This window comes from Novosphingobium sp. BL-S-33 (genome assembly GCF_056857025.1).
Genome location: NZ_CM166475.1, coordinates 1,158,931 through 1,184,201, shown reverse-complemented (window position 1 = coordinate 1,184,201; position 25,271 = coordinate 1,158,931). Strand labels below are relative to the sequence as shown.

General features: G+C 61.2%; 25 protein-coding genes. 9 read left to right on the top strand and 16 right to left on the bottom strand.

What is annotated here, in order from left to right; translation table 11 throughout:
• Positions 1 to 86 precede the first annotated feature (86 nt).
• Positions 87 to 413, top strand: a complete 327-nt coding sequence (locus tag AC1VVM_RS21860; protein ID WP_482956463.1) for an NTF2 fold immunity protein — start codon at positions 87 to 89, stop codon at positions 411 to 413.
• Between the two features lie 106 nt (positions 414 to 519).
• On the opposite strand, the gene AC1VVM_RS21855 is transcribed toward AC1VVM_RS21860, so the two are convergent.
• A complete protein-coding gene (locus tag AC1VVM_RS21855) occupies positions 520 to 1,650 on the bottom strand; it encodes a TonB family protein (RefSeq protein WP_482956462.1) in 1,131 nt (376 codons plus the stop codon).
• Between the two features lie 234 nt (positions 1,651 to 1,884).
• On the opposite strand from AC1VVM_RS21855, the gene AC1VVM_RS21850 reads away from it, so the two are divergent.
• The 4 genes from AC1VVM_RS21850 to AC1VVM_RS21835 all read left to right on the top strand — a co-directional run bounded on the left by AC1VVM_RS21850 (position 1,885) and on the right by AC1VVM_RS21835 (position 8,073).
• Complete coding sequence (locus AC1VVM_RS21850; protein ID WP_482956461.1) at positions 1,885 to 2,487, top strand: hypothetical protein; 603 nt, start codon at positions 1,885 to 1,887, stop codon at positions 2,485 to 2,487.
• Positions 2,488 to 2,643: 156 nt separating this feature from the next.
• Positions 2,644 to 3,270, top strand: coding sequence for a FecR family protein (locus tag AC1VVM_RS21845; protein ID WP_482956460.1), 627 nt, complete (start codon positions 2,644 to 2,646; stop codon positions 3,268 to 3,270).
• A 112-nt stretch (positions 3,271 to 3,382) separates the two neighbouring features.
• Entirely contained in the window at positions 3,383 to 5,917 is a 2,535-nt protein-coding gene (locus AC1VVM_RS21840; protein WP_482956459.1) for a TonB-dependent receptor domain-containing protein, read from the top strand.
• Positions 5,918 to 5,922: 5 nt separating this feature from the next.
• The gene (locus AC1VVM_RS21835) at positions 5,923 to 8,073 is read left to right on the top strand and encodes an Atxe2 family lasso peptide isopeptidase (protein WP_482956458.1); all 2,151 of its coding nucleotides are present in this window, start codon (positions 5,923 to 5,925) and stop codon (positions 8,071 to 8,073) included.
• On the opposite strand, the gene AC1VVM_RS21830 is transcribed toward AC1VVM_RS21835, so the two are convergent.
• From AC1VVM_RS21830 to AC1VVM_RS21800, 7 genes are all read right to left on the bottom strand, one after another.
• Positions 8,060 to 9,805, bottom strand: a complete 1,746-nt coding sequence (locus AC1VVM_RS21830) for an asparagine synthase-related protein (RefSeq protein ID WP_482956457.1) — start codon at positions 9,803 to 9,805, stop codon at positions 8,060 to 8,062. The genes AC1VVM_RS21835 and AC1VVM_RS21830 overlap by 14 nt on opposite strands.
• Positions 9,802 to 10,473, bottom strand: coding sequence for a lasso peptide biosynthesis B2 protein (locus AC1VVM_RS21825; protein WP_482956456.1), 672 nt, complete (start codon positions 10,471 to 10,473; stop codon positions 9,802 to 9,804). Before AC1VVM_RS21825 ends, AC1VVM_RS21830 begins: the two co-directional genes overlap by 4 nt.
• Positions 10,474 to 10,538: 65 nt before the next feature.
• Positions 10,539 to 10,658 carry a benenodin family lasso peptide gene (locus AC1VVM_RS21820; protein ID WP_482956455.1) on the bottom strand — a complete coding sequence of 40 codons (120 nt, stop codon included), beginning with the start codon at positions 10,656 to 10,658 and terminating at the stop codon, positions 10,539 to 10,541.
• 100 nt (positions 10,659 to 10,758) lie between these two features.
• The gene (locus AC1VVM_RS21815; RefSeq protein WP_482956454.1) at positions 10,759 to 11,358 is read right to left on the bottom strand and encodes a GntR family transcriptional regulator; all 600 of its coding nucleotides are present in this window, start codon (positions 11,356 to 11,358) and stop codon (positions 10,759 to 10,761) included.
• Complete coding sequence (locus AC1VVM_RS21810; protein WP_482956453.1) at positions 11,355 to 11,579, bottom strand: hypothetical protein; 225 nt, start codon at positions 11,577 to 11,579, stop codon at positions 11,355 to 11,357. The genes AC1VVM_RS21815 and AC1VVM_RS21810 overlap by 4 nt, the downstream gene beginning before the upstream one ends.
• Positions 11,569 to 12,195, bottom strand: coding sequence for an acyl-homoserine-lactone synthase (locus tag AC1VVM_RS21805; protein WP_482956452.1), 627 nt, complete (start codon positions 12,193 to 12,195; stop codon positions 11,569 to 11,571). The genes AC1VVM_RS21810 and AC1VVM_RS21805 overlap by 11 nt, the downstream gene beginning before the upstream one ends.
• A 54-nt stretch (positions 12,196 to 12,249) precedes the next feature.
• Positions 12,250 to 13,023, bottom strand: a complete 774-nt coding sequence (locus AC1VVM_RS21800; protein WP_482956451.1) for a helix-turn-helix transcriptional regulator — start codon at positions 13,021 to 13,023, stop codon at positions 12,250 to 12,252.
• Between the two features lie 176 nt (positions 13,024 to 13,199).
• Here AC1VVM_RS21800 and AC1VVM_RS21795 point away from each other — a divergent pair, with 176 nt between their 5' ends.
• Both AC1VVM_RS21795 and AC1VVM_RS21790 read left to right on the top strand, forming a co-directional pair.
• The gene (locus AC1VVM_RS21795) at positions 13,200 to 13,463 is read left to right on the top strand and encodes a transcriptional regulator domain-containing protein (protein ID WP_482956450.1); all 264 of its coding nucleotides are present in this window, start codon (positions 13,200 to 13,202) and stop codon (positions 13,461 to 13,463) included.
• A gap of 115 nt (positions 13,464 to 13,578) precedes the next feature.
• Complete coding sequence (locus tag AC1VVM_RS21790; protein ID WP_482956449.1) at positions 13,579 to 14,085, top strand: DNA -binding domain-containing protein; 507 nt, start codon at positions 13,579 to 13,581, stop codon at positions 14,083 to 14,085.
• On the opposite strand, the gene AC1VVM_RS21785 is transcribed toward AC1VVM_RS21790, so the two are convergent.
• From AC1VVM_RS21785 to AC1VVM_RS21770, 4 genes are all read right to left on the bottom strand, one after another.
• Positions 14,079 to 14,480 carry a hypothetical protein gene (locus AC1VVM_RS21785; protein WP_482956448.1) on the bottom strand — a complete coding sequence of 134 codons (402 nt, stop codon included), beginning with the start codon at positions 14,478 to 14,480 and terminating at the stop codon, positions 14,079 to 14,081. The genes AC1VVM_RS21790 and AC1VVM_RS21785 overlap by 7 nt on opposite strands.
• Positions 14,481 to 14,576: 96 nt before the next feature.
• Positions 14,577 to 15,164, bottom strand: a complete 588-nt coding sequence (locus AC1VVM_RS21780) for a Ros/MucR family transcriptional regulator (RefSeq protein WP_482956447.1) — start codon at positions 15,162 to 15,164, stop codon at positions 14,577 to 14,579.
• 311 nt (positions 15,165 to 15,475) lie between these two features.
• Positions 15,476 to 15,994 carry a lipocalin family protein gene (locus tag AC1VVM_RS21775; protein ID WP_482956446.1) on the bottom strand — a complete coding sequence of 173 codons (519 nt, stop codon included), beginning with the start codon at positions 15,992 to 15,994 and terminating at the stop codon, positions 15,476 to 15,478.
• Positions 15,995 to 16,319: 325 nt separating this feature from the next.
• Positions 16,320 to 16,985, bottom strand: coding sequence for a heavy metal-binding domain-containing protein (locus AC1VVM_RS21770; RefSeq protein ID WP_482956445.1), 666 nt, complete (start codon positions 16,983 to 16,985; stop codon positions 16,320 to 16,322).
• Between the two features lie 96 nt (positions 16,986 to 17,081).
• Between AC1VVM_RS21770 and AC1VVM_RS21765 the strand changes: the two genes are divergently transcribed.
• Positions 17,082 to 17,273 carry a DUF6771 family protein gene (locus AC1VVM_RS21765; RefSeq protein WP_482905846.1) on the top strand — a complete coding sequence of 64 codons (192 nt, stop codon included), beginning with the start codon at positions 17,082 to 17,084 and terminating at the stop codon, positions 17,271 to 17,273.
• A gap of 66 nt (positions 17,274 to 17,339) precedes the next feature.
• Here AC1VVM_RS21765 and AC1VVM_RS21760 read toward each other — a convergent pair whose 3' ends face one another.
• The 3 genes from AC1VVM_RS21760 to AC1VVM_RS21750 all read right to left on the bottom strand — a co-directional run bounded on the left by AC1VVM_RS21760 (position 17,340) and on the right by AC1VVM_RS21750 (position 20,328).
• Positions 17,340 to 17,657 carry a hypothetical protein gene (locus AC1VVM_RS21760; RefSeq protein ID WP_482956444.1) on the bottom strand — a complete coding sequence of 106 codons (318 nt, stop codon included), beginning with the start codon at positions 17,655 to 17,657 and terminating at the stop codon, positions 17,340 to 17,342.
• 564 nt (positions 17,658 to 18,221) lie between these two features.
• On the bottom strand, positions 18,222 to 19,415 hold the full coding sequence (locus tag AC1VVM_RS21755) for an IS91 family transposase (protein WP_482956443.1): 1,194 nt from the start codon (positions 19,413 to 19,415) through the stop codon (positions 18,222 to 18,224).
• 4 nt (positions 19,416 to 19,419) lie between these two features.
• Complete coding sequence (locus AC1VVM_RS21750; RefSeq protein ID WP_482956442.1) at positions 19,420 to 20,328, bottom strand: tyrosine-type recombinase/integrase; 909 nt, start codon at positions 20,326 to 20,328, stop codon at positions 19,420 to 19,422.
• An 831-nt stretch (positions 20,329 to 21,159) separates the two neighbouring features.
• Between AC1VVM_RS21750 and AC1VVM_RS21745 the strand changes: the two genes are divergently transcribed.
• On the top strand, positions 21,160 to 22,089 hold the full coding sequence (locus AC1VVM_RS21745; RefSeq protein WP_482956441.1) for an SGNH/GDSL hydrolase family protein: 930 nt from the start codon (positions 21,160 to 21,162) through the stop codon (positions 22,087 to 22,089).
• A 217-nt stretch (positions 22,090 to 22,306) separates the two neighbouring features.
• On the opposite strand, the gene AC1VVM_RS21740 is transcribed toward AC1VVM_RS21745, so the two are convergent.
• Positions 22,307 to 25,231 (bottom strand): glycosyl hydrolase, encoded by a 2,925-nt coding sequence (locus tag AC1VVM_RS21740; RefSeq protein WP_482956440.1) that lies wholly within the window; start codon positions 25,229 to 25,231, stop codon positions 22,307 to 22,309.
• Between the last annotated feature and the right edge of the window lie 40 nt (positions 25,232 to 25,271).

Sequence of the window (25,271 nt, the reverse complement as noted above, 5' to 3'; positions counted from 1 at the left end):
TTTAATCCAAAACCTGCTGTTCCAGACACGCCGACTTTGCTGACGTTTGCAAACTGTGCCAGAGTTGCGTTTACTATGGGGGGCGGATGAAGACGATACTCTGGCTGGCAATTCTGGCATCGCCTCAAGTTGCTCAAGCAGAACCGCTTGAGTGTTCGAAAACCGTCGCGCTTTATCAGCCTAAGGCTGGGGTAATTGCCACAGGTGCAGTCGCCAAAGAAATCGCAACCATCTACCTTCGCCAGATATATGGGGCAGAGCAAATCCGGAATGAATCTCCAATTATCGCGACGCTCCGTGACGGCGTGTGGACAGTGGAGGGTAGTGTCCCGCCCGGCGCGGACGGTGGCGCTGCCATCATCCGCCTCTGTCGTCGTAATGGGATGGTCCTGAGCATCATTCAAGAAAAGTGATGACCACTTCCCCCGACGAAGCGGAATGACGGATTTTCAGAGTTTTAATCTGATACCTGCCGTTCCGGACACGCCGACAAAGGAGACGTTCAAAGTTATCGCTAGCTCAGTAAACCGTGCGGCAGGGCTGGAGTTGCCACCAACGGAGATGAAGTCGTCCAGTATGCACCGCCACGCAAACGCGGTCGCCGACAGCGCTTGCATAGTAATCCACACCGCTCACATCAAAGAGCCCTTCTGTCGTCGTATTACTGAACGCAGCTGCGGGGCCTGCGAGCATGATATAATCACCGCCCCCCTTACCGTGCGTGCGATGCATTTGAGTAATAACGCCGGGCACGACGCGCGGAGGCAATGCCTCGGTCCCAGCGTTGACGAGCTTTACAAGGGGTTGAAAGAAAAGCGCGCCAACGAAAAAGCTTAGCATGATGCGCACTGGCCAATCAATTTCCTCGGAACTGTCTTGGCTCAGATGAAACCGGCGCCGCAGAATATAGAATCCGATGGCAAATGGCATGAAGGCTAAAGTAGCCAACAGCCCTGTAGTGAAGGGCGCGATAGGCGTATAGCGATCGGTCATCGCTAGCATCGTGAAGCCGGGCACCATGATCACGAGCATGAAGGGTAAAGCAAATCGACGCCGGGTAAGTACAGGCGGCAGAAACAGTACGACCATCAGCCAAGCGATGCAGCCTGAGGCGGCAGATCCGAGAAGGGCGCCGCTCACCGGCGTGAATGAAGAGGGCGACGCGAGATTACGACTTTGAGGAATTCGCCAAATGACCCGCGTCCGCATCATACGCACCGTCTGACCGCTCTCGTCGGGCATAGGTTGTACGCTAAAATGGGCGCGTTCCCTAAAAAGTCGGCAAGTCAGGGCATCGAGCAGCGGCGTACCACTGGACTGAGTTACCGTGCATTGACGGAGCAAGCCGGACGCATCGACCTGCAGCAGAACAGCAACCGTGCCTTGCGCATTATCTCGCAACAAATCGGCGGGATAGTCCTCGGAGCGGATGATCGCCGCCGGATTGGTCAGTGTGATTCCCGAAGAGTGGAAGGGTTCATTGCCACCGTCCTGGCGCGTGATAGCAGCCGCAGCATCGCCGGACTGCTGTGGTCCGGCAGTAGAAGCAGTACCAGCAGCGCTAGCGGAAGGCAGCAGTCCAAAGACCAGCGCTGCGATCGGCCCCAACCATCCGCGTTTCATCAAAATTCCCACAGCGCGCAATTTCATTTTGCCTCCCTAGCCCATTTTTCAAGGCTGCAAAGGGCTGTGGGCGATGTCCGCCCCCCCCCCCCCCTGTACCTCGTTCGAGTCCGCGTAAGCCTGTTGTAGGTTCTGCGGACGGGCCACCCTGTCGGGAGCGACCAATTCGCCCCCTGCGCCTTTAGCACCTGTCAAGCGAACCGCAGATTTGACCCCCAGCGGACGCTTGCGACAGGGCTCCGCGTGGTGCAGCAAGGTGCAATGATTAAAGCCGTCATCGTAGCTATCGGAGCTGCAGCAACACTGTGGGCGGCGGCAGGAGCATTTGCTGAAGCCACGCATCAAAGTGTTGCAGGGCACCAGTTTGAAGTTCCAAAGGATCATTTATTCGATGCGAGGATCCCATGGCTTCCCACACCTGGGAGTGACCGCTTCACCTTTCTTTTCGAACCAAATCCCAATCCGGATAAGATTCCGAAGCACCGGGTGCTGGTTCAATCGCTAGAAGGTCGATGTAATGGTAGCCTATCTGAATTGATGCGCGTCGCATGCGGCGTGGATCGTCAACTCGTGAATGCAAAACCCGAATACGAACGCCGGGAGAATGAACTTGGATCGTGGTCTTCGGATTTATTTATTATCGAGCGCGATACACGAAACGGGTCTATCCTGAGTCAAGAGGTTGCTTACTGCCAGCTATTTGAGCCTAATCCGGTGCAGCCCAAACCCACAAACCTCTGCACGACGATTTGGGGGTACAAAGGAATGCTGCTTCAGTTCAGTTTCGATGAGAGCGAAGTCAATCAGCTTCAGGGAATGAAAGCCCAGGCCATGAAGATGCTGGACCGTTGGGAGGTCAGCTAACCCCAACTTTCCCACTTTGAGGGCGCCTGATTCGGCTTTCAGGAGCGGCCGACCGTTCAGCCGAAGGGCGGCTTTTCAAGATTTTAACCTGAAACCTGCCTGACCGGACCCGCCGACATTGCAGCCATCGGAAAACGAAACGATCAGCGATGCCGAATGAGCCAAAGGACGCGCTTAGTTCCGCTGTCTCTTCCGGACGGGTCCACGGTAATCCTGGACCGGGGTGCGCGGATGCAGATTTCCTTCGATGGGCAGCAGCGGCGTTTGCGGTTGCTTGCCGGGAGGGCCCGCTTCTCCGTGGCACACGAAAAGGCGCGGCCATTCGTCGTTCAGGCAGGGGCGGGGAGAGTAATTGCCCACGGTACACTCTTTGACGTGGAACTTGCGCAGACTGTTGTGAGGGTCACTCTGCTACAGGGCGCTGTCGAAGTGCGCGATGCCGGCGGCGGGCATGGTCGCAAGCGTGAAGAACTGGCAGCCGGCCGGAGCATCGCGATCGAAGGCGGCTCTGTCGGAGACGCCACGCCGATCGTTGTTGCCGACAGCCAGTGGCCCAACGACATGCTTGTTCTCGACGGCGTGGAAATCGGTCAGGCAGTCGCTGCCTTCAACCGCACTGCTCCCACTCCTGTCCTTTACGAGGCATCATCGACCCGTCCCATGAAAGTCACCGGCGCCTTCAGGCGATCGGATCCGGAAAGCTTTGCTCGGCAACTGGCAGGCACCTTCGGTCTTGGCTTCGAAACGCGCGCGGACGGCAGTTTTGCGATTGTGGGTGCATGACCTGCGGGCTTGCATAAAAATTTCTCACGAAGCGTAGGGTGTTTCTTCAAGGACGGCGCTTCGCCTCCGAAGGGTTCTGCTGAGAGCAGACCTCGGGGACGGAGGTTCATAAGTGCGATATCACCTACTGGCGTGTTGCAGCATCACTGCGGCCGCGACGATGATCTGTGCGCCGGCTGCTGCGAAAGCCGATACGAGGGTCGAGGTCCATCTTCCGGCGCAGGCGCTTTCCATATCACTGCGCGACATAGGGCGCATTTTCGGCCGCAATGTCAGTGCCGATGATACGGTGGTCAGCGATCGGCTTGCAGGCGCCGTCGATGGCAACGTGACCTTCGAGGAAGCGATCGCCTCCGTCCTTGCGGGCACAGGTCTGAAGTTCAGCCCTTCTGCCGGCGGAGTGATCGTCAGCAAGCGTGCCGAAAGCGATGCCGATGAGGGCGGCATTGTCGTGACGGGATCGCGCATTCGCGGTGCGCCGGTGACCTCGGTGCAGCTGACTTACGGACGCGAGGAAATGCGCAATGCCGGGCAGTCGAGCGCGGCCGACGTGATCCGCGCCATTCCGCAGAACTTCTCCGGCGGCCAGAATCCCGGCATCGGCGGCAATGTAACCGGCGGCAAGAGCGCCGATATGGGAGGGGGCGCTTCCATCAACCTGCGCGGGCTCGGCAGCGATGCCACGCTGACATTGCTCGATGGCCGCCGCATGAGCTTCGATGCGGCCATCCAGAGCGTCGATGTTTCGGCGATACCGTTCGGGGCCATCGAACGGCTCGATGTGGTGCCTGACGGTTCCTCGGCTTTGTTCGGTTCGGATGCGGTGGCGGGGGTCGCCAACATCATCCTGCGCCGCAATTTCGACGGCCTCGAGACCACGGCGCGGATCGGCAGTTCGACCGATGGCGGGAATTTCCAGCAGCAGTACGGCGCGACCGTCGGGCAGGTCTGGTCCTCGGGCAGTGCGATGATCTCCGCCGAATACGGCAGCAATTCCGGCATCTGGTCGAGCCAGCGTTCCTACCTTGAAAACCGGTCACCGGGGCTCGAAGTCTATCCCGCCCTGCGCCACCACAATGCAGCCGTCACGGTGCGGCAGGAACTGGCGCCCGGGCTGACATTCGATCTCGATGGTATCTACAACAAGCGGCGGCGCGATCAGACCATGCCGCTGAATGCCGCGGGCGATCTCTCGGTGAGCCGGTACGACTTGTTGCAGAAAGCCGAGTCCTGGGCGGCTGCTCCTTCGCTTCGGCTTGAACTACCCGCCGACTGGGAGATCTCGCTGGGAGGAAGCTACGGCTGGAACAGGGTCTACTACAACGGGACCTATACCTACGGCACCGTGGCATCGAACGCCGGCTACGGGTTTTACCGCAACGAGACTGCCAACATCGAGCTAAGCGGCAACGGCAAGCTTGTCGATCTGCCGGCAGGGCCGCTGAAGGTCGCGCTTGGCGGCGGCTTTCGCCAGGACAAGTTCGTTCGCAAAACCTACCGCGGCCTGACCGAGCATGTCGATGAGACGCGCGACAGCTACTACGCGTTCGGCGAGCTCAGCATTCCGGTCATCGCGCCTGATCAGCAGTCCGCATTGGGCAAAAGCCTCGATCTGAGCCTCGCTGCGCGGTACGAGCATTATTCCAACGTCGGATCGGTCGCCACGCCAAAGCTTGGCCTCATTTATGCGCCGCTGTCCGATGTCACTCTCAAGGCCAGTTGGGGCAAGTCCTTCCGAGCGCCGACCTTCTACGAACAGTACATGCCGACGCCCGGCTATCTCTACAGCGCCGCCACGTTCGGCGGCACAACGGGAACGGCCATCTATGTCGTCGGCGGCAATCCCGATCTCAAGCCCGAGCGCTCGACCAACTGGTCGGCGACCGTGGCCTTGCATCCGGCGGCGCTGGACGGAGCGGAACTGGAGGTAAGCTATTTCAACATTCGCTATCGGAACCGGATCGTCACGCCGATGGCCTATCCCCGGCAGGCTCTGACCAATCCGGCCTACGCGGATTACGTGACGCTCAATCCCGATGCCGCGACGCAGGCCTCGGTGATCGACCGGCTGGTGTCGTTCACGAACGCGACATCCTCGGCCTACGATCCCGCCAGTGTCGTTGCGATCATCGACAATTCCAACATCAACGCCGGGCGGCAGAACATCTACGGTATCGATGTCCTGGGACGCTATAGCTTCGATCTCGCCGATGGGCGGCTGAGCGCCGCGATCAACGGCAGCTATATCCACAGTGAGCAGCAGATCCAGGCGGGGCAGGCCTTCACCCAGCTCGCGGGTACCCTGTTCAACCCGCCGCATTTCCGGGGACGCGGCGAGCTCGGCTGGGCGAGGGGAGGCATCACGCTCACCGCTGCTGTCAATTATATCGGCTCGGTCGAGGACAAGCGTACGGCAACCCCGGTGAACGTTGCGAGCATGGCACCGGTCGATTTCACGGTTCGGTACCGAACGGGCGAGGAACATGGCCTGCTTGCCGGCATCGACGTGGTCTTCTCGTTGCAGAATGCCTTCAACGACAAGCCTGATACGATCGCCACGAGCAGTTACATGGATCCACCCTACGACAGTACGAACTATTCGCCGTTCGGGCGCGTCGTCAGCCTGACGGTCACCAAGAAATGGTGAGGACGATGACCAGCCTGCTCGCGCTTGCCATCGCGAGCTTTGCTGTAGAGCCCGCCCTTGCATCCTGCGACGACGTATTGCCGGCCCAAGCCCTGACAGCGGCGCACGAGCATCGCGACGTATCGCCCGAGGATCTTGTCCGGCTCCGCGTGATCGGCTTTCCGGATGTCATATCCGGAACGGTCTCGCCGTTCGCGCTTTCGCCGGACGGACGGCATCTCGCCTTCGTGGTTACGCGCAGCGAACCCACCGACAACACGATCTGCAGTGCGCTGGTGGTTGTGCCAATGGATGGAAGGAACGTCCCCACCCGGGAGCAAGCGCGCGTCGTGGATATCGGTGGGGCTCTCCCGTTGTCGAGAGGCGTCTATCGCGGTCTCTACATCACATCCGGAGTCACCGAACTGATAACTCCAGCCTGGTCGCCCGATGGCAAGATCATCGCCTATCGCAAGAAGGTGGGCGGTGTGACGCAGATCTACCTCGCGAAAGTCGATGGCAGCGGAGCCTCTGCCTCGACGCATTCCGAGATCGATGTCGAAGATTTCTCCTGGTCGCCCGACGGGTCGCAATTAACCTACCTCGCCAGGCCAGGGGAGCTCGAGTCTAGACGCCGGACGGAGGCGGCTGGTCGCTCCGGATGGCTCTATGACTCGAGCATTCTCCCCAACGAGTCCTGGGACCCACGCGCCTGGGTTCAGGACATTCCCCCTGTGGCGTTCACTGTCGAACTTGCGAGCGGTACGACGAGGGCGGCGAGCGAGGACGAACGCGTGCGCGTGATCCCCGCGCCCGCTGTCGGAGGCTTCTATGAGTTGGAAGTGCGCGCGGCTAACGGCGCGTCGGCGTGGACCGAGCGGGTGGGCGCCAATCCGGGAAGCGACCAGAGGCTTTGGGCTTTGCTTCCCGGAAGGGAGAAGCAGGCTTGCACGCAGGCAGAATGTGCTGGACGGATCGTCCAGACCTGGTGGGACAGCGCGGGTACTTCTTTGGTGTTCCTGCGCCGGCAGGGGTGGAACAACGAGGAATGGGCGCTCTATCGCTGGACGCCTGGGGCAGGCCGAGTGCGTTTGATCACTCGTACGCTGGATGCTCTCACCGGATGCCTGCTCGCAGGCGGCGAACTGGTCTGCGGCCGGGAGAATGCCGTCATGCCCCGGCGTGTCGTTGCGATCGATCTGAAGTCAGGCAAGAGCCGCACCGTGTTCGATCCCAATCCCGAATTTGCCCGTTTCAGGCTGGGCAAGGTTCAGAGACTGCGCTGGAGTAACGATCGCGGGCTTCCTTCCTGGGCGGATCTCGTGCTGCCGCCCGGCTATGATGGGAAGTCGCGGCTGCCTTTGGTCATCACTCAGTACCACAGCATGGGATTCCTGCGCGGTGGCACCGGGGATGACTATCCCGTCTTCCCGCTTGCCGCCAAAGGCTTCGCTGTCCTGACCTTCGAACGCCCGCCGAGCGTGTCGACGATAACGCCGGGCGTAACGGATTGGGACGAGGCCCTGACCGCGCAGTTCAAGGGGTGGGCAGAGCGGCGGAGCATTTTCTCTTCGCTGGATCGCGGTGTCGACAAGGCCGTCGCGACGGGTTTCGTCGATCCTGACCGGATCGGCATCAGCGGGCTCAGCGACGGGGCTTCGACGATCGAATTCGCGCTCGTAAATTCGCGGCGCTTCGCTGCGGCTGCAATGAGTACCTGCTGCGACGATATGCTGAGTTCGATGGTGCTGGGCGGCTTCGCGTGGGGCGATCACAACATCAAGATCGGTCTGCCGCCATCGGTAGACAACGATCGCGACTATTGGCGGCCGGTGTCGCTTTCGGTGAACGCGCGCAAGATCGACACGCCGATCCTCATGCAGCTTGCCGATCGGGAAAGCCATCTGGCCCTTCCTGCGTTCGGAGCGCTTAGGGAAGCCGGCAAACCCGCGGAGATGTTCGTCTATCCCGACGAGTACCACGACAAGTGGCAACCCGCTCACCGTCTGGCGGTTTACCGGCGCAGTATCGACTGGTTCGCCTATTGGCTCCAGGGGCAGCGCGATCCCGATCCGGCGAAGCAGGACCAATATGCCCGGTGGGACAAGCTTCGCGCAGCACGTGACGCTGCAAATGGCGCCGCCAAAGGCACAGCCCGCGCAGCTAGCTCGCCATGATCCCTTGTGCCCAGGATTCCGCATCGACCAGTTGCAGGATCCGCCCGTAGATCGTTCCCTTCAGGCGCTCCGTGTCCCTTAGCGCCCTGGCGAGTGCGGTCGTGTCGATCACGCCCGCGCTCGCCAGAACACCGTCAAGAAGATGCTCGGTCATGGCTTTCCTGTTCCTCTCAAGGAGTCCGAACAGGAAGCTTTCGGGATTGCCTTTGCCATGTCGCCAGGCGACTTCCGGCGGCAGGAGGCCCTCGAAGGCGTTCCGTGCTGCGGCGCGGTTGTTGCCGCGGCCAAACCAGTGCCAACTGGGAATAGCGAGGCAATGCTCTATCAGCGGCTGGGTCACCAGCGGAGCGATGCAGTTCATTTTGGTGCCATGGGGGCCATCTTCGACGTAGCCTTGTGCCGCAATAAGGATTGCAATGTGGGCGCCGCGCCCCGGGAGCGCTTCATTGGGCGGCACGAGCCAGGGATGGCTTTCGGTGCCGGCTGCCTGTGGTTGAAAGTCCCGCGCCAGCAGGCGGGTGTCCGCTTGCAACTTGTAGGGGCGAGGTCTCGCCCATGCGCGTCGCCGCGCTTTCCAGCCAATCCGCCAGCGCGACACCCCTGCCAGCCCGCCGATGTCGCCGCATACCCTGCGGAAATGGCGTATGCCACCCGGTTCCATGAGGCAGTCGGCGGCGAACGATACGGAACGCAGTGAGCAGAACACATTATCGCCCCCGCCGCCGTCGACAATGCCGTCGCATCCCAGTTCTTCGGCCACCTGCGAGGCGATCTCGAAGGCCAGTTGCTGGTAACCTCTCGCCACGGCCCGGGGCGTGCGTGCAGCACCGATGCGCGCGAAGTCGTATTCGGGGACCGCCATTGGTCGCTCCACAAGGCGGCGATCGATGTGGCCGGCAACCCGGCGGGCAAAGTCCCGTTCGTCGCCGCCGTGATCGCGTGTTGCGAGGTTGAGGCAGGAGAAGCTGCGCCCGTCGGCGGCAAGGCTCGCAGCAAGGACCGAGGAATCAAGCCCGCCTGAAAGCATCAGGAGTGGATTGGTCAGCCGCAAAGTCTGCGTGGCGACCGATGCTATGCACAGCTGTCGAAGTCGGCGCGTGGAATCCTCGAGATCGTCGATACTGCGCCTCGCCGTCACGAAGGACCAGGGCGACCAGATATCCTCAAGGCGGATCCCGGCTTGCTCTATGAGCAACCGGGATCCGCCCCGGAGCTCCTCGATCCCGTTAAGCGACGTTGTAGCAAGGCGCATGTCGGCAAACACCAGCTGCCTTCCGATGGCTTCGAAATCGAGAATGAAAGGCTGCCCACTTGCGGCGCGGACCAGGTCGATGTCCGATCCGGCGATTGCACCGGAGCCGGAGCGCATAAACAGACAGGGCAGGGCGCCGAACGGACCGCGTACCAACGAAGCGCCGCCCTGGAGTCTTACAATGCCCAGGTAGGAGCCCCAGAACGCCTCGAACAATCTGGTGCCAGCCGATTTGACAATGGCGCGATGCGCTTCGGCCGAGACCGATTGCAACGCCTGGTGTGTTCCGGACTGATAAAGCGCTCCAAGAATTATCCCATCTTCGCCGAGGTTGGTGATTGCTGTCGAACTGCCAGCCGCAACGATCACCTCGGCCGTGTCGAAAACGATTTCAAGATCGTTGGCGGCCGCGGCGGCCAACATTCTTTCGCGTTCAGGCTCTGCAAGCGAAATGCCGGCAAGGAAGCGGCCCGCATTCATACGATCAGGATCGGCGTGAACCTGTCCGTCCTCTCGGGGCGCTCGTTAATCAGGGTTCCGCCCACTTGAACCCATGCATGTGCCGCGAATGGGGTGAGGCGTACGCCGAGCACCAGAAGTGGCTTGATCTCAAGGGAAAGCAGGCGATGCGCGATGGCGAGGGACCAAATCAGGCAGCGTCCATGCGTATCGATCAGCGCCGAAGCCGTTTCGAATGAGCCGGCGACATGGGATAGTGTGTGCTCGAAGCGCGCCTGAGCATCTCCGCTCGAGTAATCCTCTCGCAAGCATGCCTTGCGCTGCGCCAGATGCGCTATCGTTCCGGCAAGACCGCGCAGCTTCAACTGCATCCGGCTTCTCAATATCCATGAAATGGCGATCAGGGCGCCAAGCGCCGTCGAGCTCTCGTTGTCCCCTGGCAGCGCGCTCGTGGCAGCCGGCGCGTTGCACTCAGTAATGCCCTCCAGACGCGATCCCGGGACGGACAGATTCCGGGCTTGCAAGGGCTGCGAAGCACTATCGCCGACGGGAGAGTCTTCTATGCGCCTGCGGAAATCTGCTTCTATTGCAGGCGAGAGACAGAAATAGCGATCGGAGGGAAGATCGAGGAAAACGAGCCTGTCTTCGGTGACGCAGAAGGACAGGCCGCCGTGCAGTGCATAGGCCATGGCGATAATCCGACAGTCAGGGGACGCCGAAAGGGATGCGTGAACGTATCACGCATCCCTCTTGCTCAGTCTTCGGCGAGACCCGCGACCGGATCGCCGATGCCGAGATCCGGGTTGAGGCCGCCGTGGCCCTGGGTTTCGACGCTGGCGGCGCCGAGTTCGATCACATCGTCATTCCTTTCCATGTCACTTCTCCTCGTTCAATCGCCGCGGGATTGCGGCAACGAGAAGTTTACGGCATTCCTGTTAATACTTGAAATATATATAGAAAATATAGACCGAATGTTATCTGCGAGACGACGTGTTTTGAAAAATGGCGATTATTAATTTTGGAATGATCGATATTCTTGCCTTGTGATACTCTTGTATGAGTACTTTAGTCGATCTTGCGCCTTGATTCAGGGACTCGCTAATGGCCCGAATCTCGGCGAAAGTGTTCGGGATGATGCTCGATTCGATTTGTCGAATGTAAGCGAGGCGGTCATTGGACAATGCGACTTGCATCACGATCTCGGCGCTGCGCGACCGAGCCGCAATGAATGCGAACAGATCGGCTGCGTCGTCCGGTTGGGTCTCGGAACAGATCGGGCGGTATGATCCGTGGCTCACGCGCAGAGCCGTTCGCACGAGTTCGTCATTCCACCGGTAAAGATCGCGCAGCCCGATCTCGGTGACGGCTGGCACGTGAAAGCCGTCGCTCGCGCGCGTGTCGACAAGGCGTTCTCCAGCGAGGCGATTCAGCGCATCGCGGATCGGTGTCGCGCTACTGTTGAATTCCTGTGCAAGGCGGGCAGGTTCCAGCCGCGCACCAGGCGCGAGGGAGCCGCTTGCCATGGCGCTTTTGAGCCTGTCGTAGACCCGCTCCGTCGTAGTTCCTGCGTTCATGGGAGCGGCCTGCGGCTGGCTGGCGCGCCAATGCTTTCGAAATGCGGCATGTCGTCCACATCGAATTCCGCGGTCCGGCGAGGATCGAACACGCTGGCGAGGGATCGGGCCTCCAAGTTGGCGAGGTATGCGAAATGCCCGCGATAGCCGACCAATGCAGGGAGTTCGGGCGAGAATTCGCCCGAGACCCTGCCTTCGCGGGACATCGGATCAGTGAACATGGAATACCTCCCGATGGCCGTCGCGATCAGGAGCGGGCGCGTAGATGCCGCCGCGTTCGAGCAGGGTCGGGGTGTCCTCGTCGATCCCGATGAGCATCGCGCCGAGTGTATTGCCGTCCACGATCTTGGGCATGCCGAGCGGGCGGGATCGCCAACCGAATGTCAGTATCTGGCGCAGCCATGGCAGGTCGGCGACACCGCTATAGCGCTCCACGCCGTTGGCGAGGGCGAAGGCGACAAGGGCGTGCACGAGCTCGTTCCTTGCCTCGCGCCGCTCGGCCGCCGTCGACCGACGCTCGAGGCAGAACCGCGTGATTTCCATGGTGGTGGGCCCGCGCGGGATGGCCTCGTCGCACAGGGCCGGAAACAAGGTGTCCAGTATATGCGGCGCGGTGGTCGGCAGCAGGCGCGCCGATGCGCGGTGCGCGCCATCCTTGTCCGTAAGGACGATATACATCGCCGCTTCGTTGTCGAACTGGTCAAGCTCGAAGCGGCCGGCAAGTACGGGCAGGTCCCAGCGCAAAAGGTCGATGAAGACGCGCTTGCGCGCCTCGAACATGTTTCGAAGCACGGCGTGCTCGCTCACCTTCGGAGATTTGGACAGGCAATGGATCATAGCGAACCTCCTCTGAAAAGGTTCGCAAAACTGCCCTAGGAAATTCGCCCGGCGCTATGCACGGTTCCGTGTATAGGAGCCGCACGGCACCTCGGGGTAACTGATCACTCCGTTCCGACATGCGAGGAAAGCCAGCAATGGTCTGTTCAGCGCTCCCAGCCTTCTGCCGGCCTCGTTGAGATGGCGCCGGACCGTCTGATGGCTGATCCCGAGGATTATCCCGGTCTCCCAATCGGTCTTGCCGGCCATCATCCAGATCAGGCACTCGCGCTGGCGTTCGGTCACGAGCGGAGAGTCGATGCATTTCATGACTTCGGCAAGGCCGACCAGTCTTCGCGCCGCGGCGAAGACTTCGGGTGCAATGAGCCGGGCGAGGATGAGACCATCCTCGTTGAGCGAACGCCCCGGCGCCGTGGCGAATGTGCACGAGCCCAGGAATTCGCCGGGTACGTTCGAGGGAACGGTAAATCCGTCGCAAACGCCGTGGCGCCGCGCAAGATCGAGGAAGCGTTCGTCGTTGGCGCTGTATTCGATGAAATCAGCAGCTTCGCGCCAGAGGAAGGGATTCTGCGTGCGGCCCGATGCCCGGTGCACGAAATCGCGGCCGACGAAGCCGTTGCGGTCGTAGAAGTCGATCCATTCCTTCGGGTAGTTAAGCAGCCGAAAGGCCTGCAATTGGCCGGACCCCCAGTCTGTGTGGTGGCCGATCGCGTAGTAGTCGCAGCCGACATCGCGGGTAATATCGCAGAGAGTGAGGTCAAGACTGTGCAAGTCGTCGGCTGTCCGGATGAGCTCTTTGTATTTCCGGTACGCAAAAGTGACGCCCATGCGCTGACCCGGCTCTTCGCGGCGTCTCAAGCCGCCAGGACGCGTCGAGCCGTCCTTTCCGCTTTGGTGCGAAATCGCCTCGGGCCCTCATTCCCTCCGCGATCCGCGTTTCTACGTAGTACGCAACATATCGTCGTTCCGACGAGCGACAATGTGATCTGTGTCACACAACTGTCATGCAGGCGGTGAGCAGGCCGCGCGAGCTTGTGACAGGCCGGTGCGGCAATGAGCGGAATTGGCGCGATGCATCGCCCTACCGCCATCTTGCCAAGCTCGATCGTGCTGCGCTGATGTGGGAATGGCTACGCCGCGATCCCGCTTATGTGGAATGGTACGACTGTGCAAGCGATGCAACCCGGGGCGGAGGCGATGGGGAGGTGACCCGAAAATGGGGGCTTCACTTTCGCCGAGGACCCCGCAGTCGGTGCCTGCGGGGCTAAGCTTATCTGGAGCGCGGAGCTCGATCCCGGAGCTCTCAAGGTCGAGGCGCAACGTGTACCCGCGGGTGATCAGGACGCGATCGATCCGCTCTGCTTCAAGGCATGGCTAAGCCTGGTGAATGGGCCCGGTGGGTACGAGCACGTTGTCCTGGCGGACGGACCGTATCGGATACGCCTCGATGTTGTTGCCGGAACGCTCCGGGACGGGCCGGTCGTTCTCCATTACAAATTGGCGGGCGTGCATTCCCTCCGCCACCGGATCCTGCCGCTCCGACGACTGCTGGCTCTGTGCAGTCACAAGCGCTTCGCGAGCTCGCTGTTCCCACCGGATCCCCGGATGGAGCGCTTTGCACACGCGCTGAGAGTGGGTGACGCGCTCAGCGATGGTGCAAGCATCGCGCAAATAGTGGACGCTTTTTACGGAACCGAGCGCACCGCGCAAGACAGCGGATCGGAATCTCTCAGATCCCGTATCCGCCGCCTTGTCCGCGAAGCGCGGGCGATGGCGGCGGGCGAATATCGGTGGTTGATGCGCAAACCTGGCGATGTGCACACGCACGGGTTCCGGGAGCCTTTTGGTCCCGGCAAACGCACCGGCCCGAACCGAACTGGCTATCAATAAACGCAGATCTTGCGGTCGGTCCCTTGCACCCAACATGCAGGATCCTGGCGGCTGCGCGTGAACCTGCCTTGCGGGACCAGCCTTGCGCCATTGTCGTAGTCGACGACGATCTCGTTGGCAGAGACCTTGTCGGCATAATAGGCCATCTGCGCGACATCGATCGCAAAACTACCGTTGCCGTTGCGCGGATAGAACGTGCAGACTTCCGGTTCGTCGGCGTCGAACACGCATTTTGCCGCGCGGCCGGCGCCAATGGTTCCGCCGTCGTAATCCGCAGAAGGCTTGGCGGGGAGGCCCACCTTCAGCGCGTTGCCCTGGCTGTCCTTGACCTGGGCGGAAGTCGCCGCGGCAACGAGAATGAGCGGACAGCACAAGGCTGCGTAAATGGCACGCATGGGACTACTTTCGGTTCGCTTGATGATCCGGGGAATGTGAAGTTCGGGAGCCGGGAGCCGGGAGCACCCAAACTCCCGCACTTCGCCGACAGTCGTTTACGTGGCGGAAATTCCCAGCTTCTTGCGTCCGCGGCTCTTGGGTGCTGGCGGCGTCTCTTCGACGGGTGCCTTGTGCGCCTTTGCTGCTTTCGCGGTGACCGGCAGGGGCGCTTTTGCGCCAACAGCCGGCTCGCTTGGGGGCACCGGAGCTTCACCGGTCTTTGCGTGCGCAGAATTTCCTGCCTTGACCTTGGTGCCCTTCTTGCGGCCGAGACCGATGGTCTTGGCAAGTTCGCGGCGCCGCTCGGCATAGTCGGGCGCGACAGTCGGATAGCTCGCCGGCAGGTTCCAGCGGCTGCGGTATTCGTCGACCGAGAGCCGGTGGTCCGTCGTGAGATGCCGCTTGATCGTCTTGAACTTCGAGCCGCATTCCAGACAGACGATTCCATCGGGCTTTACCGAAGCGCGGATCGAGACGGCGGGCACGCGCTCTTCTGCGACTGGCTCGGGAGCCTTGCCGAGACCGGCGAGCGATGCATAGACCGTCTCGATTAATTGCGGCAGCTGGTCCGATGCTACGGCGTTGTTGCCGACATGTGCAGAAATGATGTCGGCCGCGAGGGCAAGTAGAGCTTCATCAGCCATTTGTTGTGATCGTACCCGAATATTTTAGTTGGAGAAGTCGATCTCGGACATTCCCTGCCGTAGCGCAAGTACATTGAGAAAATTATCGTACGAAATATTGTCATAGCCGGGACGACCGGGCGAGCGAGATGGGGGCGCTTTGTGGCCCCAGGCGGTGATGTTTGCAGCCCATTCGGCTGACAGCGCGCCCAATACGGCGATGGATCGCAATGCCCGCATTTTTTGGGCGATGGTTGAGGGAAATGGGATCGTTTCCGGTGTGACGCTGCGCGAGAGCGTTCGTCGCGGCGGCCCGCCTCAAGGTCATCAGATTAGTCCGGGAATGCGCTGGCTGGCACTACAGTTCCGCTCTGCAGGGTCCAGATCAGCTGCGACAGGTCGAAGTCCATGGCGGTTGCTGTCGCGAGCATGCCGTCAACCGTTTCGGGGCGAGGCTGAGAGGTCTTCGACAGAACCCAGAGGTGATGGCGATCGGGCGTTCCGACGAGCGCGGTCTCGTAATCGGGCGTGATCGCAAGCACCCAGTAGTCGCCCTTGGTGAAGGGGATCCACCGCAGATATTCGGGCAGGAAGCTGACCTTGAGCTTTGCCTTGCTGGCGTCCACGGCCTGCGCCTGGCCAATCACCCTGTCGGGCTTTCCATCCTCGTCGATGTGCCGGTTTTCGATGCGAACGCTGCCGTCGTCATTCAGCGAATATGTCGCCGTAATGTCGGTGGCCTTGGCATCCTCGTATTTGAGCGGCAGCCGGCAAATCTCGAACCAGGTGCCAAGGTAGCGACCAAGATCGAGTTCGGCGACGGCGCGGACTTCGTTGGTTGGCTGGGACATCAGATACCTCCAGCCTTGTAACCAGCGAATTGGCGGGGAGGTTGCGCATGCCTCGTCACAATCCTCTCGCCGAGCGATCCGCCCGGGATCGAGGAGGATAAGGGACGGCGGCGGCTCAGGGGTTTGGAGAGCCTGCCGCCGTTGCCGGGATCGGCTCCCACCTTCCGGCTCCCTTCTTCCTGCAAGGAAGAAAGGCAATATGAACGATCCGAGTACTTCTGCAATCATCTAAAGGGGTTAGGTGATTATCGGGAGGGTCGAGGTCGCCATAGATACAGGGGAGGTCGCGCTCCTTAGGGCTTGGCTTCAGTGCGATCGAGATGTGCTATTCGGCCTCAAATTCGCCGGCCAACCAGCGGGTGATTTCCTGGGCCCGGGCGAGCGATGCCTCGAACTGTCTGAACTTCTCCAGCACGTCCTCGTCGAGGATAGCCTCGAGGTTGCGGATCGTGACCGCTGTCCCCTGCATGTTCACGGTTGCCGCGTTGTTGGCGGTCGTCCCGTAGTCGACGTCTACACCGATGATGCAGTTCGCGCCCATCGCCATTGCCTTGGTGACGAGGATCGAGCGGGCCGTCGCCTCACCGCTGTTGACCTTGAGCGCCATGCCGGAATTGACATTGGTCGCACCGAACATGTCGGAGAAGCCCTGGCTGAGTTCGCTGAACATGCCCGTGCCAACCGTGACGTTCGCGGTCACCATCGACTTGATGCGGCAATCGGCGCCCGGCGGGACCTGCGAAATCGTCATCATCGGAAAATCGATGACGTTGGCCTGCAGGTAGTCCTGGCACGCCTGGCGCTCGGCTTTCAAGTTGAGGATAACGGCTTCATATTCACCCCTCCCGCACTTTTCGCAGATTTCCGCGTACTGCGTGCCGGAGACGAAGTTCAGGATCTGGGTCTGCTTGGGGCCGTACCGGCGATTTGGGCCCTTGATGATGCCGCCGCTCGTGATTTCCGCGCCGCAATTCCCGCACGTGTCGCTCATGTAAGCCCCTGATTTTCCGAACAGCGCTCATGTCGATTGAGCGGAGGGCTTGCAAGGGGCTTGCACTGTGTTCCTTATTTGTTCCATTATTGGGGTATGGAACGAATCGACGCCCAGCAGCTATCGGATGCCATTCTGAATGCGCCTGCCTGGGCGCGGGTCGGCATCACAATGCGCGATGAGCGCATGCGGATGAAGGCCGCAGCCGAGCTTGCCCAGTCGATCAAGGAACGCCTGGAGGACTATCCTGCCATACCAGATCCCGATCAGCTGAAGCTCTTTCCGTGACGGCACTTTGATCGAGAGTGGAAGCCGCAGGCCGGGCCATGGGGCGGCCGCCGGCTTGTGCGATTTTCAGGCCGGCAGTTGGCGCTTCGGCTGTGCTGAAAGCACTGAGAGAGCAAGGTCTGCCTCTGCGATCCGGGTCAGCAGCGACCAGGACAGCACGGGAGGCGCGAGCAGGAACTGCACGTCGCGGTAGAGCTGTCTGGCCGACGCCATCGCAAGGCGGCGGAATTTGCCGGGCGCGTCAAGTGCGGCGACGATCCTCGCTCTCCCGATGAGTTCCATCAGGTATTCCTGAATGCCCGGTTCGATACCCGCCATGGCCACGGCACTGGCGATAGCCTCGATAGTCTCGCACTGCCTCCGCAATGCATCCCGCCTGTCCACCCTGATATCCCCGACTGCCCTTGGGAATTTATAGGGGACCCGCGTGCGGTATCGTTCGGTAAATAGGTCGGTCAGACTATTGGATGAGTAGAGGTTGGATGGGGCCGTCGAGGCCATTATGCCTTGCGTCTTCGCTTGTCGGACAGGGTGCTTAAATCCCGTTGAGGGCGCGGGGAAGGGCGGGAACCGGGCCTTTGAAGACGGCGTCTTTGCGAAACGGCCATGAGTTAATGGATCGATCGCACCTCAAGTTGCCCGTCGGCAACCGTGAAGAGTTTCGGGCGCCGGTAGGCGTACGAAAGTCTCCGAGGCACGAACCCGCGGGCCCCACTCACTGGCCTATGGATATTTCGCTTTTTGGGCTGCCGGGATGGCGATGGAGCGGCGACGCGAGCGCCATTGAACGGACCGGTCGAGGTTGATTTCGCCTTCTGATCGGCGCCCATCGAGGCGTTCCAGCAGTCGATCCAGTGTTTTGAGGAGCACTCTGACCATTTTGCGCAAGGCGGGCCCATGGCCAAAGCGAGAGCGCGTTGGCCCACGAAGGCCGCGGTCCATGCCGGGTCATGGAACGGCTTCCCGGTGTTGTAGGGCTGTATGTGGCGGTGCGCGAGGTTGGCACCAGCGCGTGAATGTCTCGATGACGATCATGTGGCCGCCGCAGCAGGGACACGGCGGAAGCGGTTCCGTGGCAACCTCTTGGGCGCAGGCTGGCGGCAATGGGGCGACGTCGAGTAAATGCCGTGCAAGGGCGAGGCTTGCCTTGCGGGACGAACTGGCAAGCAGGCCGTAATGTCGGATGCGGTGGAACCCGCGAGGCAGAACGTGGAGCAGGAAGCGGCGGATGAACTCATCGGCGGTCAGGGTCATGACGCGTTGTCGCTCGGGACCATCGCGGCGATAGTCTTTGTAGCGGAAGGTGACGCCAGTCTCGTCGAAGCGCAGGAGGCGCTGGTTCGAGATCGCAACGCGGTGCGTGTAGCGCGACAGGTAGGCGGGCACGGCCTGCGGGCCGGCAAAGGGCGGCTTCGCATAGACGACCCAGCGCTTGCGGCGAGTGGGCCTGAGATGCCGCAGGAAGGCTGTGCGATCCGACAGATGGGTCATGGATCCGAAGAAGGAGAGCCGGCCCGCTCCGTGCAGTTGCATCAGCCGGGCCAGGAACAGGCGCCGGAACAACTTGCCCAGGACCCGTACGGGCAGAAGGAAGGCGGGGCGCGACGAGATCCACCGGGCATTGTCGGGCGCAATGCCGCCGCCCGGGACGATCATGTGCACGTGGGGATGATGCGTCATCGCCGACCCCCAGGTATGCAGGACGGCGGTGATGCCGATACGGGCGCCGAGATGCCTGGGGTCGGCGGCGATGGTCAGCATCGTCTCCGATGCGGCGCGGAACAGCAGGTCGTAGATCGCGGACTTGTTCTGCAGGGCTACCGCGGCGATCTCCGCCGGCAGCGTGAACACGACGTGGAAGTAGCCCACCGGAAGCAGGTCGGCCTCGCGCTCTTCCAGCCAGGTCCGCGCGGCGGCGCCCTGGCACTTCGGGCAGTGCCGGTTGCGGCACGAGTTATAGGCGATCCGCCAATGGCCGCAGTCCACGCAGGCTTCGATGTGGCCGCCGAGCGCGGCGGTGCGGCAGTTCTCGATTGCCGCCATGACCTTGAGCTGGGCCAGGCTCAGATGCCCGGCATGGGCAGTCCTGTAGCCGGGCCCAGCGCTGCGGAAGATATCGGCGACCTCGAGCGAGGCGCGCAACGGCTCAGCCGTCAGGTGCGACTGGTGGCGGAACGACGATCCCGAGCTTGTCGAGCGGGCTGACCACGGCATGGACGGTGCGTGTTGCCACCTTGGTGTAGAAGGCGGTGTTCTCGAGCTTGGCATGGCCGAGCAAGGTCTGGATGATCCGGATATCGATCCCGTCCTCGAGCAGGTGCGTGGCGAAGCTGTGGCGCAGCGTATGCGGGCTCACGTGCTTGGCGATCCCGGCGGACTGGGCAGCTTCGACGACCACGCGGTGAAGCTGCTTGGTGCTGATCGGCTTGAGGTAGTGCTGGCCGGGGAACAGCCATCCGTCGCGGTGCATCACGCCTTCACGGTGCCCGATCTTCCACCACTCGCGCAGGAGGGCGAGCAAGTCGGCCGAGAGCATGGCGTTGCGATATCGGCCGCCCTTGCCGCGTTCGACCCGCAGCAGCATGCGCTCGCTGTCGACGTCGCAAACTTTGAGCATCGACACCTCAGCCACGCGCAGTCCCGCGCCATAGGCAACGGCCAGCGCGGCGTGGTGCTTGAGGCATGTCGTGGCCTGCAGCAGGCGCGCGACTTCCTCGCGGCTCAGCACGACCGGCAATTTGCGCACGACCTTCTCACGATAGAGCCGCCGGGAGAGATCCGGTCGATCCAGCGTGTGCGTGAAGAAGAAACGCAGCGCTGCAACGACGCTGTTCATGGTGGGAGACGGCATGCCCCCTTCGCGCTGCTCGACCTGGAAACGGCGCAGGTCTTCCGCAGTCGCCTTGTCGGGAGGACGTCCAAGCCAAGTCGCGAAGCGTGCAACGTCGCGGATATAATTGCGCTTTGTCTCGATCGAGAAATGGCGCAGTTCCATGTCTTCGATCAGGCGCTGGCGCAGCGGGCTGATGGGGGCGGCGGAAATAGACTCGATCATCGTTCGGCTCCTTGGTTGAAAGGAGCCGGAATGCTCAACCTACCGCCCGCGACGCTCAATCCCCGGGCGACCCACGATCCGTGCAGGAACCTCGCCGATTACGCCCTCCGCGAAGCGGTTCGTGCATCGCCCGAATGCAGACATACGGGGGCCATTAGGGCAATCCTAAAAGCTGACGCTCCGGTTTAGCCTCCAATCGCGTGCAGTGGCCTGGTCATTGAAACGAAATCGTCCTCTCCGGAGGCACTTGCTTTGCCTTTGAACGGAGTAATCGAGCACCACCGGGGAGATGATCAATGGCGCGTTTCGGACGCAAGCTCATGGGCGACGAACACAGGCCCAAGGTTTCGTGGCTGAACCGCCCCGTTCCCAACGAAGCGTGAAACAGATTTTTGATTACTCTACCAACCAGTTAGTATTTAACTGGACAATGTGCGACGGTTCCGCGAAGCCATGAATGTCGCCAGAGCTTTCGCTCAATCGGCGACGAAAAATCAAAAAATGGCAGAGGCTAGAGTGATGAAATGGGTATCAGCTGCGTTTCAGGCAGCCTTGGTCGTGGGCACAGTAACGAGTGCCAATCCGGTTCATGCTGAATGGATCGCAAGTTGGTCGGCGGCTCCCCAACAGCCCCACCCCGGGCTCGGACCAATTCCCGCAACGCCTTCGTTCGAGAATCGCACACTGCGCCAGATCATGAGGCTGTCTGCCGGGGGATCAGCGGTGCGGATCCGAATTTCGAATACGTATGGTCTCAAGGCGTTGACAATTGGCAGCGCCAAAATTGCCCTGATCGACGAACGGGGGCGGGAAGTCCCTGGGACTGGACGAATGCTCACATTCGCCGGCGCAACATCCGGCACCGCGCCCAGAGGCGCGCCATTATTGAGTGATGCGGTAGCCTTGCCTGTCCCTGCCTTGGCCCGCGTTGCCGTGACTATATACCTGCCAGGCGACACCGGTCCCTGCACGTGCCACATGATGGGGCTCAGCGATACCGAGGTTTCACCGCCCGGCGATTTCACCGCGTCCGGCTTTACGCCTGAAAAAACAATCGACACGCGTCCATTTGTGGCGAGCGTGGAAATCGATGCTCCCGCCAGCGCGGCAACTGTGGTGACTTTGGGCGATTCAATTACCGACGGCGCAGGATCTACTCGAAACGCGAATAAACGTTGGCCTGATTACCTCGCCGAACGCCTTGCTGCGCGCGGAGGCAAGGTATGGGGTGTGGCCAATGCTGGGATAAGTGGGAATCGCGTGCTCGGCGATGGCGCGGGTGAGAACGCGCTGGCGCGCCTTGACCGTGACGTGCTCTCGCTCCCGGGCGTCAAGGCTCTGATCGTATTCGAGGGCGTCAACGACATTGGCACGGCCTTTGGAACCCTATCGGGCCCTGCGGCCGATTACATCAGGGCGATGCCGGATCGCGCGACCGATGCGCCGCACCTGATCGCAGGGTACCGCCAGATCATCGATCGTGCACATGCCCATGGCATCAAGGTCTACGGCGCGACCATCGCACCGTTCAAAGGTGCCGACTACTGGACTGCGCAAGGCGAAGCGGTTCGACAGGAACTCAATCGATTCATTCGCAGCGGTGCATTCGACGCGGTGCTGGATTTCGACCGTGTGCTCTCCGATCCGTCCGACCCTCAGGCCATTCGCGCGGGCTATCACATGGGTGACCACCTCCACGGCAATGATGCGGGCTACAAAGCCTTGGCCGATTCAATCGATCTCGAGCTGTTCGCGCACTGACTGAGCACTGCGGAAAGCCGATCCAATATCGGCTGCCCAGCTTCGTTTCATTTCAAGCCAAACTGCAAAAGGTGGCGGGGGCTCCGGAGCCCCCGCCAAGGCGCGTGGACACGGGAGTGCCGCCCACGATTCCGGTTCCTGGCGGTATCGCGGACCCATGGCCCTAGCGCCCGTCCGATATCGGTCGTCAATGTGCGAGAAGCTTCGCGATCCCCCCTCACGGTTGACTGTCCAATTGCAGAGTCACCGGTCCCATCAGTCCACTCTTACGCGGCTTGAGATTGTTGGTGAGCCACATGGCCTCGGGCAAATCCACGCTGGGGGGGCGAGAAGCAGCCGCATTTGACAAGGAATTCACCACCTTGATTGCAACCATGTTCTCGCCCGCTCGCAAGGCGCGGGAAATATCCAGTCGGTAAGGCGACCTGAGCAGCGCGGGAAAGGCTTTGCCGTTGACCGTCACTTCCGCCACATCGCCAACTTCGCCCAAATCGAGAATGGCTTCGTGATCGGTTTCGAGGTTCCGATCAGACAGATTCAACGTCGTACGGTACTCACCGGCGCCTGAGAATGTCCGCAGTTGTGGCAACTGCGACCAATCGCGAAGCTCCGGCAATTTTATCGTAGCCGTGCTTGCCTGGCCTGTCGCGTCGTGCCCGCTGGCATTGAGGTCCCAAGGGCCATCGAACGCAATTTTGCGGCTGATCGAAGGCAGCACGTTCTGCTGAAGCCCAGGCTTCCCCTCAGGATTGAACACGATCTGGATAGCGCCCTTGGGCGGGACCGACAGCGCAATTGATCGGATCCCGCCCCCGGCGATCCGCGATGGGATATTCGTGATCGCACCCGTCCAGGCATCCCATTGCTGGGGCAGACCTGGCGCTGAGATTTCGACGCTGCCATTGAATGGCTGGTCTGAAGGATTTCGGAAAAAGAAGGTCTCAAGCGAACCGATCCGCTTGTGAAGATAGGGAATCCCCGGCGAGCCAATGAAGGTGACGGGGGCTTTCAGGTTCGATGCCAGGGCTTTTGCCACCAAACTCTCGTCCAGGACGGACCGAGACTGAGACGATTTGAGCACTTCCTGAACCCGTGTTTGGACGCCGCGGCTCTGGTCGTCAAAGTTGGCAAGACCTTCGCTGTAGGCGGGCAATTTTCCGACGAAGATCACGCTGACGCCCGCGTTGGATGCCCTGGCCAAGGCGTCAGCCACATCGGGACGCAACCAGTCGGCCTGGACGATCACGGCTTTGTATGAGGCGGCGCCGCTCAATTGGAGTTGCCCGCCGTTGAGGTGGGCACTGACCAGTGCATCCGCGTTGACGAAGTCGAACGGGTAACCGCTATCGACGAGAGCATTGGTCAAAGCCGTGTTCCCGGGGCGGTGGATATCAATTCCGGTTCGGTTCTCCAGTACGGCCACCGGCGCCACGTCGACGCCTGCCTGCGAGAGGTATTGGAGCCTGGCGATGTATCCGTTGATCGCCTTCAAGTAGGGCCAGAACGTGTTTCGTTCGTTCATGAAACTTGCGAAACTACCGTTCGCGACACCTGTGTTGAACGGGCTCCAACCAGGACAGGCGCGATCGTCGTACTTGTACGGGTAACCGTGATAGACGATCTGGTTGACACCGGCGACCACCATCTCGTCCGTCTTCTCAAGCAGCGCCTGCGGGTTGGTCCAGTAGGGATCCCCCATCGCGGCGAAACTTTCGCTGGAGACAATGCGCTTGCCGTTAATGTTGGCAGCCGACGAGGCAATCTTCATCGCATCGAACGCACCGTTGGCGATCATTTGCTCAGTTTCAGGGATCGAAGCTGCGCCGTAAATCCTTAGCAGATCACCTGGCGCGCCGTGGGCCTGGACCCGGGTAAGCATGCCGTGCGCTGCCGACCATTTGTTGAGAGGCTCATAGTATCGCTCTGCGATCAGCTCGCCCACCGTGCGCCAGTAGTCCCTGCGGACAGCGTCGCCTTGTGGTCCGCCGCCGTAAAACGGGCCGCTGTAACCCCAATTGTAGCCGTCGATATATCCAAATTGCATGAGATACGGCAGATGGACCCTAAGGTCGTAGCCCCGGCGACGGCTAAATTCCTCCAGGAAATCGTCGCTCCAATTGATCTGCGTCGGTATCTCCAGGCTATCGACAAAGAGTGCCCGCAGACCAGAACGACCACCTTCCTTCAGGGCAGAGTCCAGAGGCTCCCCGAAGGCGCGCATGTAGGTGTCGAACGCCCGTTCGTTCATGTGGTCCAGGATAAGGCTGCCTCCGGGAATCGCGTTGCCGACGACATGGTCAGCCAGGGCAACGCGCCCGAAGGCGATGATCTGCCAGTCGCCAGGAGGCGCTTGCCAATCGAGAAAACCTTGCTTGTCGACGTTCGCTGTGAGGTCGATGGTGGTCCCAGGCGCCATCTCGCCCGGCGTGGCAACTGCACCTTGCGCGCCGGGAAATGGCGATGGCGCGAAGGCTGGCGTAGACCCCTTGAAGGCTAGAAATGCAAGGGTCCGTGACCTGGCCTTCAGACGCTCGTCCCAGCCTGCGGGGTTGGGCTGCACGGGATCGCCCAGGGCTTGATGTACGAATGAGCCGGTGGCTGAGATCGAGGTCGCGGGCAGTTCCAGCACGAGACGCACGCGCGTGCCACCCGCCACGTGATATGTTCGATACTCGACCCCAACGGGGGCCAGCTCTGGGGTTACTTGCGGTCCACCACCCGTCGGCCAGCCAGACCCAAGTGTCAGGTCGATCCACATCCCCCGCGCCATTGCGGCCTGTGCGGCGGCCTTGACGTTATGGAAGAATTCCGGGGTGCCAACACTGCGGATACGCGCTTCTCGGTCAGCCGGCAGTGTTTTGGCAAAGTTGAGGAAAACGGGCTGGATTTCGGCACCTCCGAAACCCGCATCATCCATTGCAGCCAACTCACCCCGCAATTCTGTCGGAGTGACGTCGTTGCCCGGCCACCACCATCGCACCATCGGCCGATAGGCCTTCCCTGGATTCTGGAACGTCTGCTGGACAGTCGCGGGTGAAGGCTCATCGCCAGCTCTCGACGGTGTTGCCAACAGCAAGCTCAGCGAAGCCGATCCCGCAAAAAAGAATGTGCGGGACAACCTGCCCGTTCGAGAGAAGTTCAAAGGATATTCCTCATTCGAAACATATCCGCGCCGGGCGACC

Excerpts from the sequence above, each read along its gene's own strand:
- AC1VVM_RS21860 (WP_482956463.1), top strand. The coding sequence starts at position 87 with ATGAAGACGATACTCTGGCTGGCAATTCTGGCATCGCCTCAAGTTGCT.
- AC1VVM_RS21855 (WP_482956462.1), bottom strand. The coding sequence starts at position 1,650 with ATGAAATTGCGCGCTGTGGGAATTTTGATGAAACGCGGATGGTTGGGG.
- AC1VVM_RS21850 (WP_482956461.1), top strand. The coding sequence starts at position 1,885 with ATGATTAAAGCCGTCATCGTAGCTATCGGAGCTGCAGCAACACTGTGG.
- AC1VVM_RS21845 (WP_482956460.1), top strand. The coding sequence starts at position 2,644 with ATGAGCCAAAGGACGCGCTTAGTTCCGCTGTCTCTTCCGGACGGGTCC.
- AC1VVM_RS21835 (WP_482956458.1), top strand. The coding sequence starts at position 5,923 with ATGACCAGCCTGCTCGCGCTTGCCATCGCGAGCTTTGCTGTAGAGCCC.
- AC1VVM_RS21830 (WP_482956457.1), bottom strand. The coding sequence starts at position 9,805 with ATGAATGCGGGCCGCTTCCTTGCCGGCATTTCGCTTGCAGAGCCTGAA.
- AC1VVM_RS21825 (WP_482956456.1), bottom strand. The coding sequence starts at position 10,473 with ATGGCCTATGCACTGCACGGCGGCCTGTCCTTCTGCGTCACCGAAGAC.
- AC1VVM_RS21820 (WP_482956455.1), bottom strand. The coding sequence starts at position 10,658 with ATGGAAAGGAATGACGATGTGATCGAACTCGGCGCCGCCAGCGTCGAA.
- AC1VVM_RS21815 (WP_482956454.1), bottom strand. The coding sequence starts at position 11,358 with ATGAACGCAGGAACTACGACGGAGCGGGTCTACGACAGGCTCAAAAGC.
- AC1VVM_RS21810 (WP_482956453.1), bottom strand. The coding sequence starts at position 11,579 with ATGTTCACTGATCCGATGTCCCGCGAAGGCAGGGTCTCGGGCGAATTC.
- AC1VVM_RS21805 (WP_482956452.1), bottom strand. The coding sequence starts at position 12,195 with ATGATCCATTGCCTGTCCAAATCTCCGAAGGTGAGCGAGCACGCCGTG.
- AC1VVM_RS21800 (WP_482956451.1), bottom strand. The coding sequence starts at position 13,023 with ATGGGCGTCACTTTTGCGTACCGGAAATACAAAGAGCTCATCCGGACA.
- AC1VVM_RS21795 (WP_482956450.1), top strand. The coding sequence starts at position 13,200 with ATGCAGGCGGTGAGCAGGCCGCGCGAGCTTGTGACAGGCCGGTGCGGC.
- AC1VVM_RS21785 (WP_482956448.1), bottom strand. The coding sequence starts at position 14,480 with ATGCGTGCCATTTACGCAGCCTTGTGCTGTCCGCTCATTCTCGTTGCC.
- AC1VVM_RS21780 (WP_482956447.1), bottom strand. The coding sequence starts at position 15,164 with ATGGCTGATGAAGCTCTACTTGCCCTCGCGGCCGACATCATTTCTGCA.
- AC1VVM_RS21775 (WP_482956446.1), bottom strand. The coding sequence starts at position 15,994 with ATGTCCCAGCCAACCAACGAAGTCCGCGCCGTCGCCGAACTCGATCTT.
- AC1VVM_RS21770 (WP_482956445.1), bottom strand. The coding sequence starts at position 16,985 with ATGAGCGACACGTGCGGGAATTGCGGCGCGGAAATCACGAGCGGCGGC.
- AC1VVM_RS21765 (WP_482905846.1), top strand. The coding sequence starts at position 17,082 with ATGGAACGAATCGACGCCCAGCAGCTATCGGATGCCATTCTGAATGCG.
- AC1VVM_RS21750 (WP_482956442.1), bottom strand. The coding sequence starts at position 20,328 with ATGATCGAGTCTATTTCCGCCGCCCCCATCAGCCCGCTGCGCCAGCGC.
- AC1VVM_RS21745 (WP_482956441.1), top strand. The coding sequence starts at position 21,160 with ATGCTCACATTCGCCGGCGCAACATCCGGCACCGCGCCCAGAGGCGCG.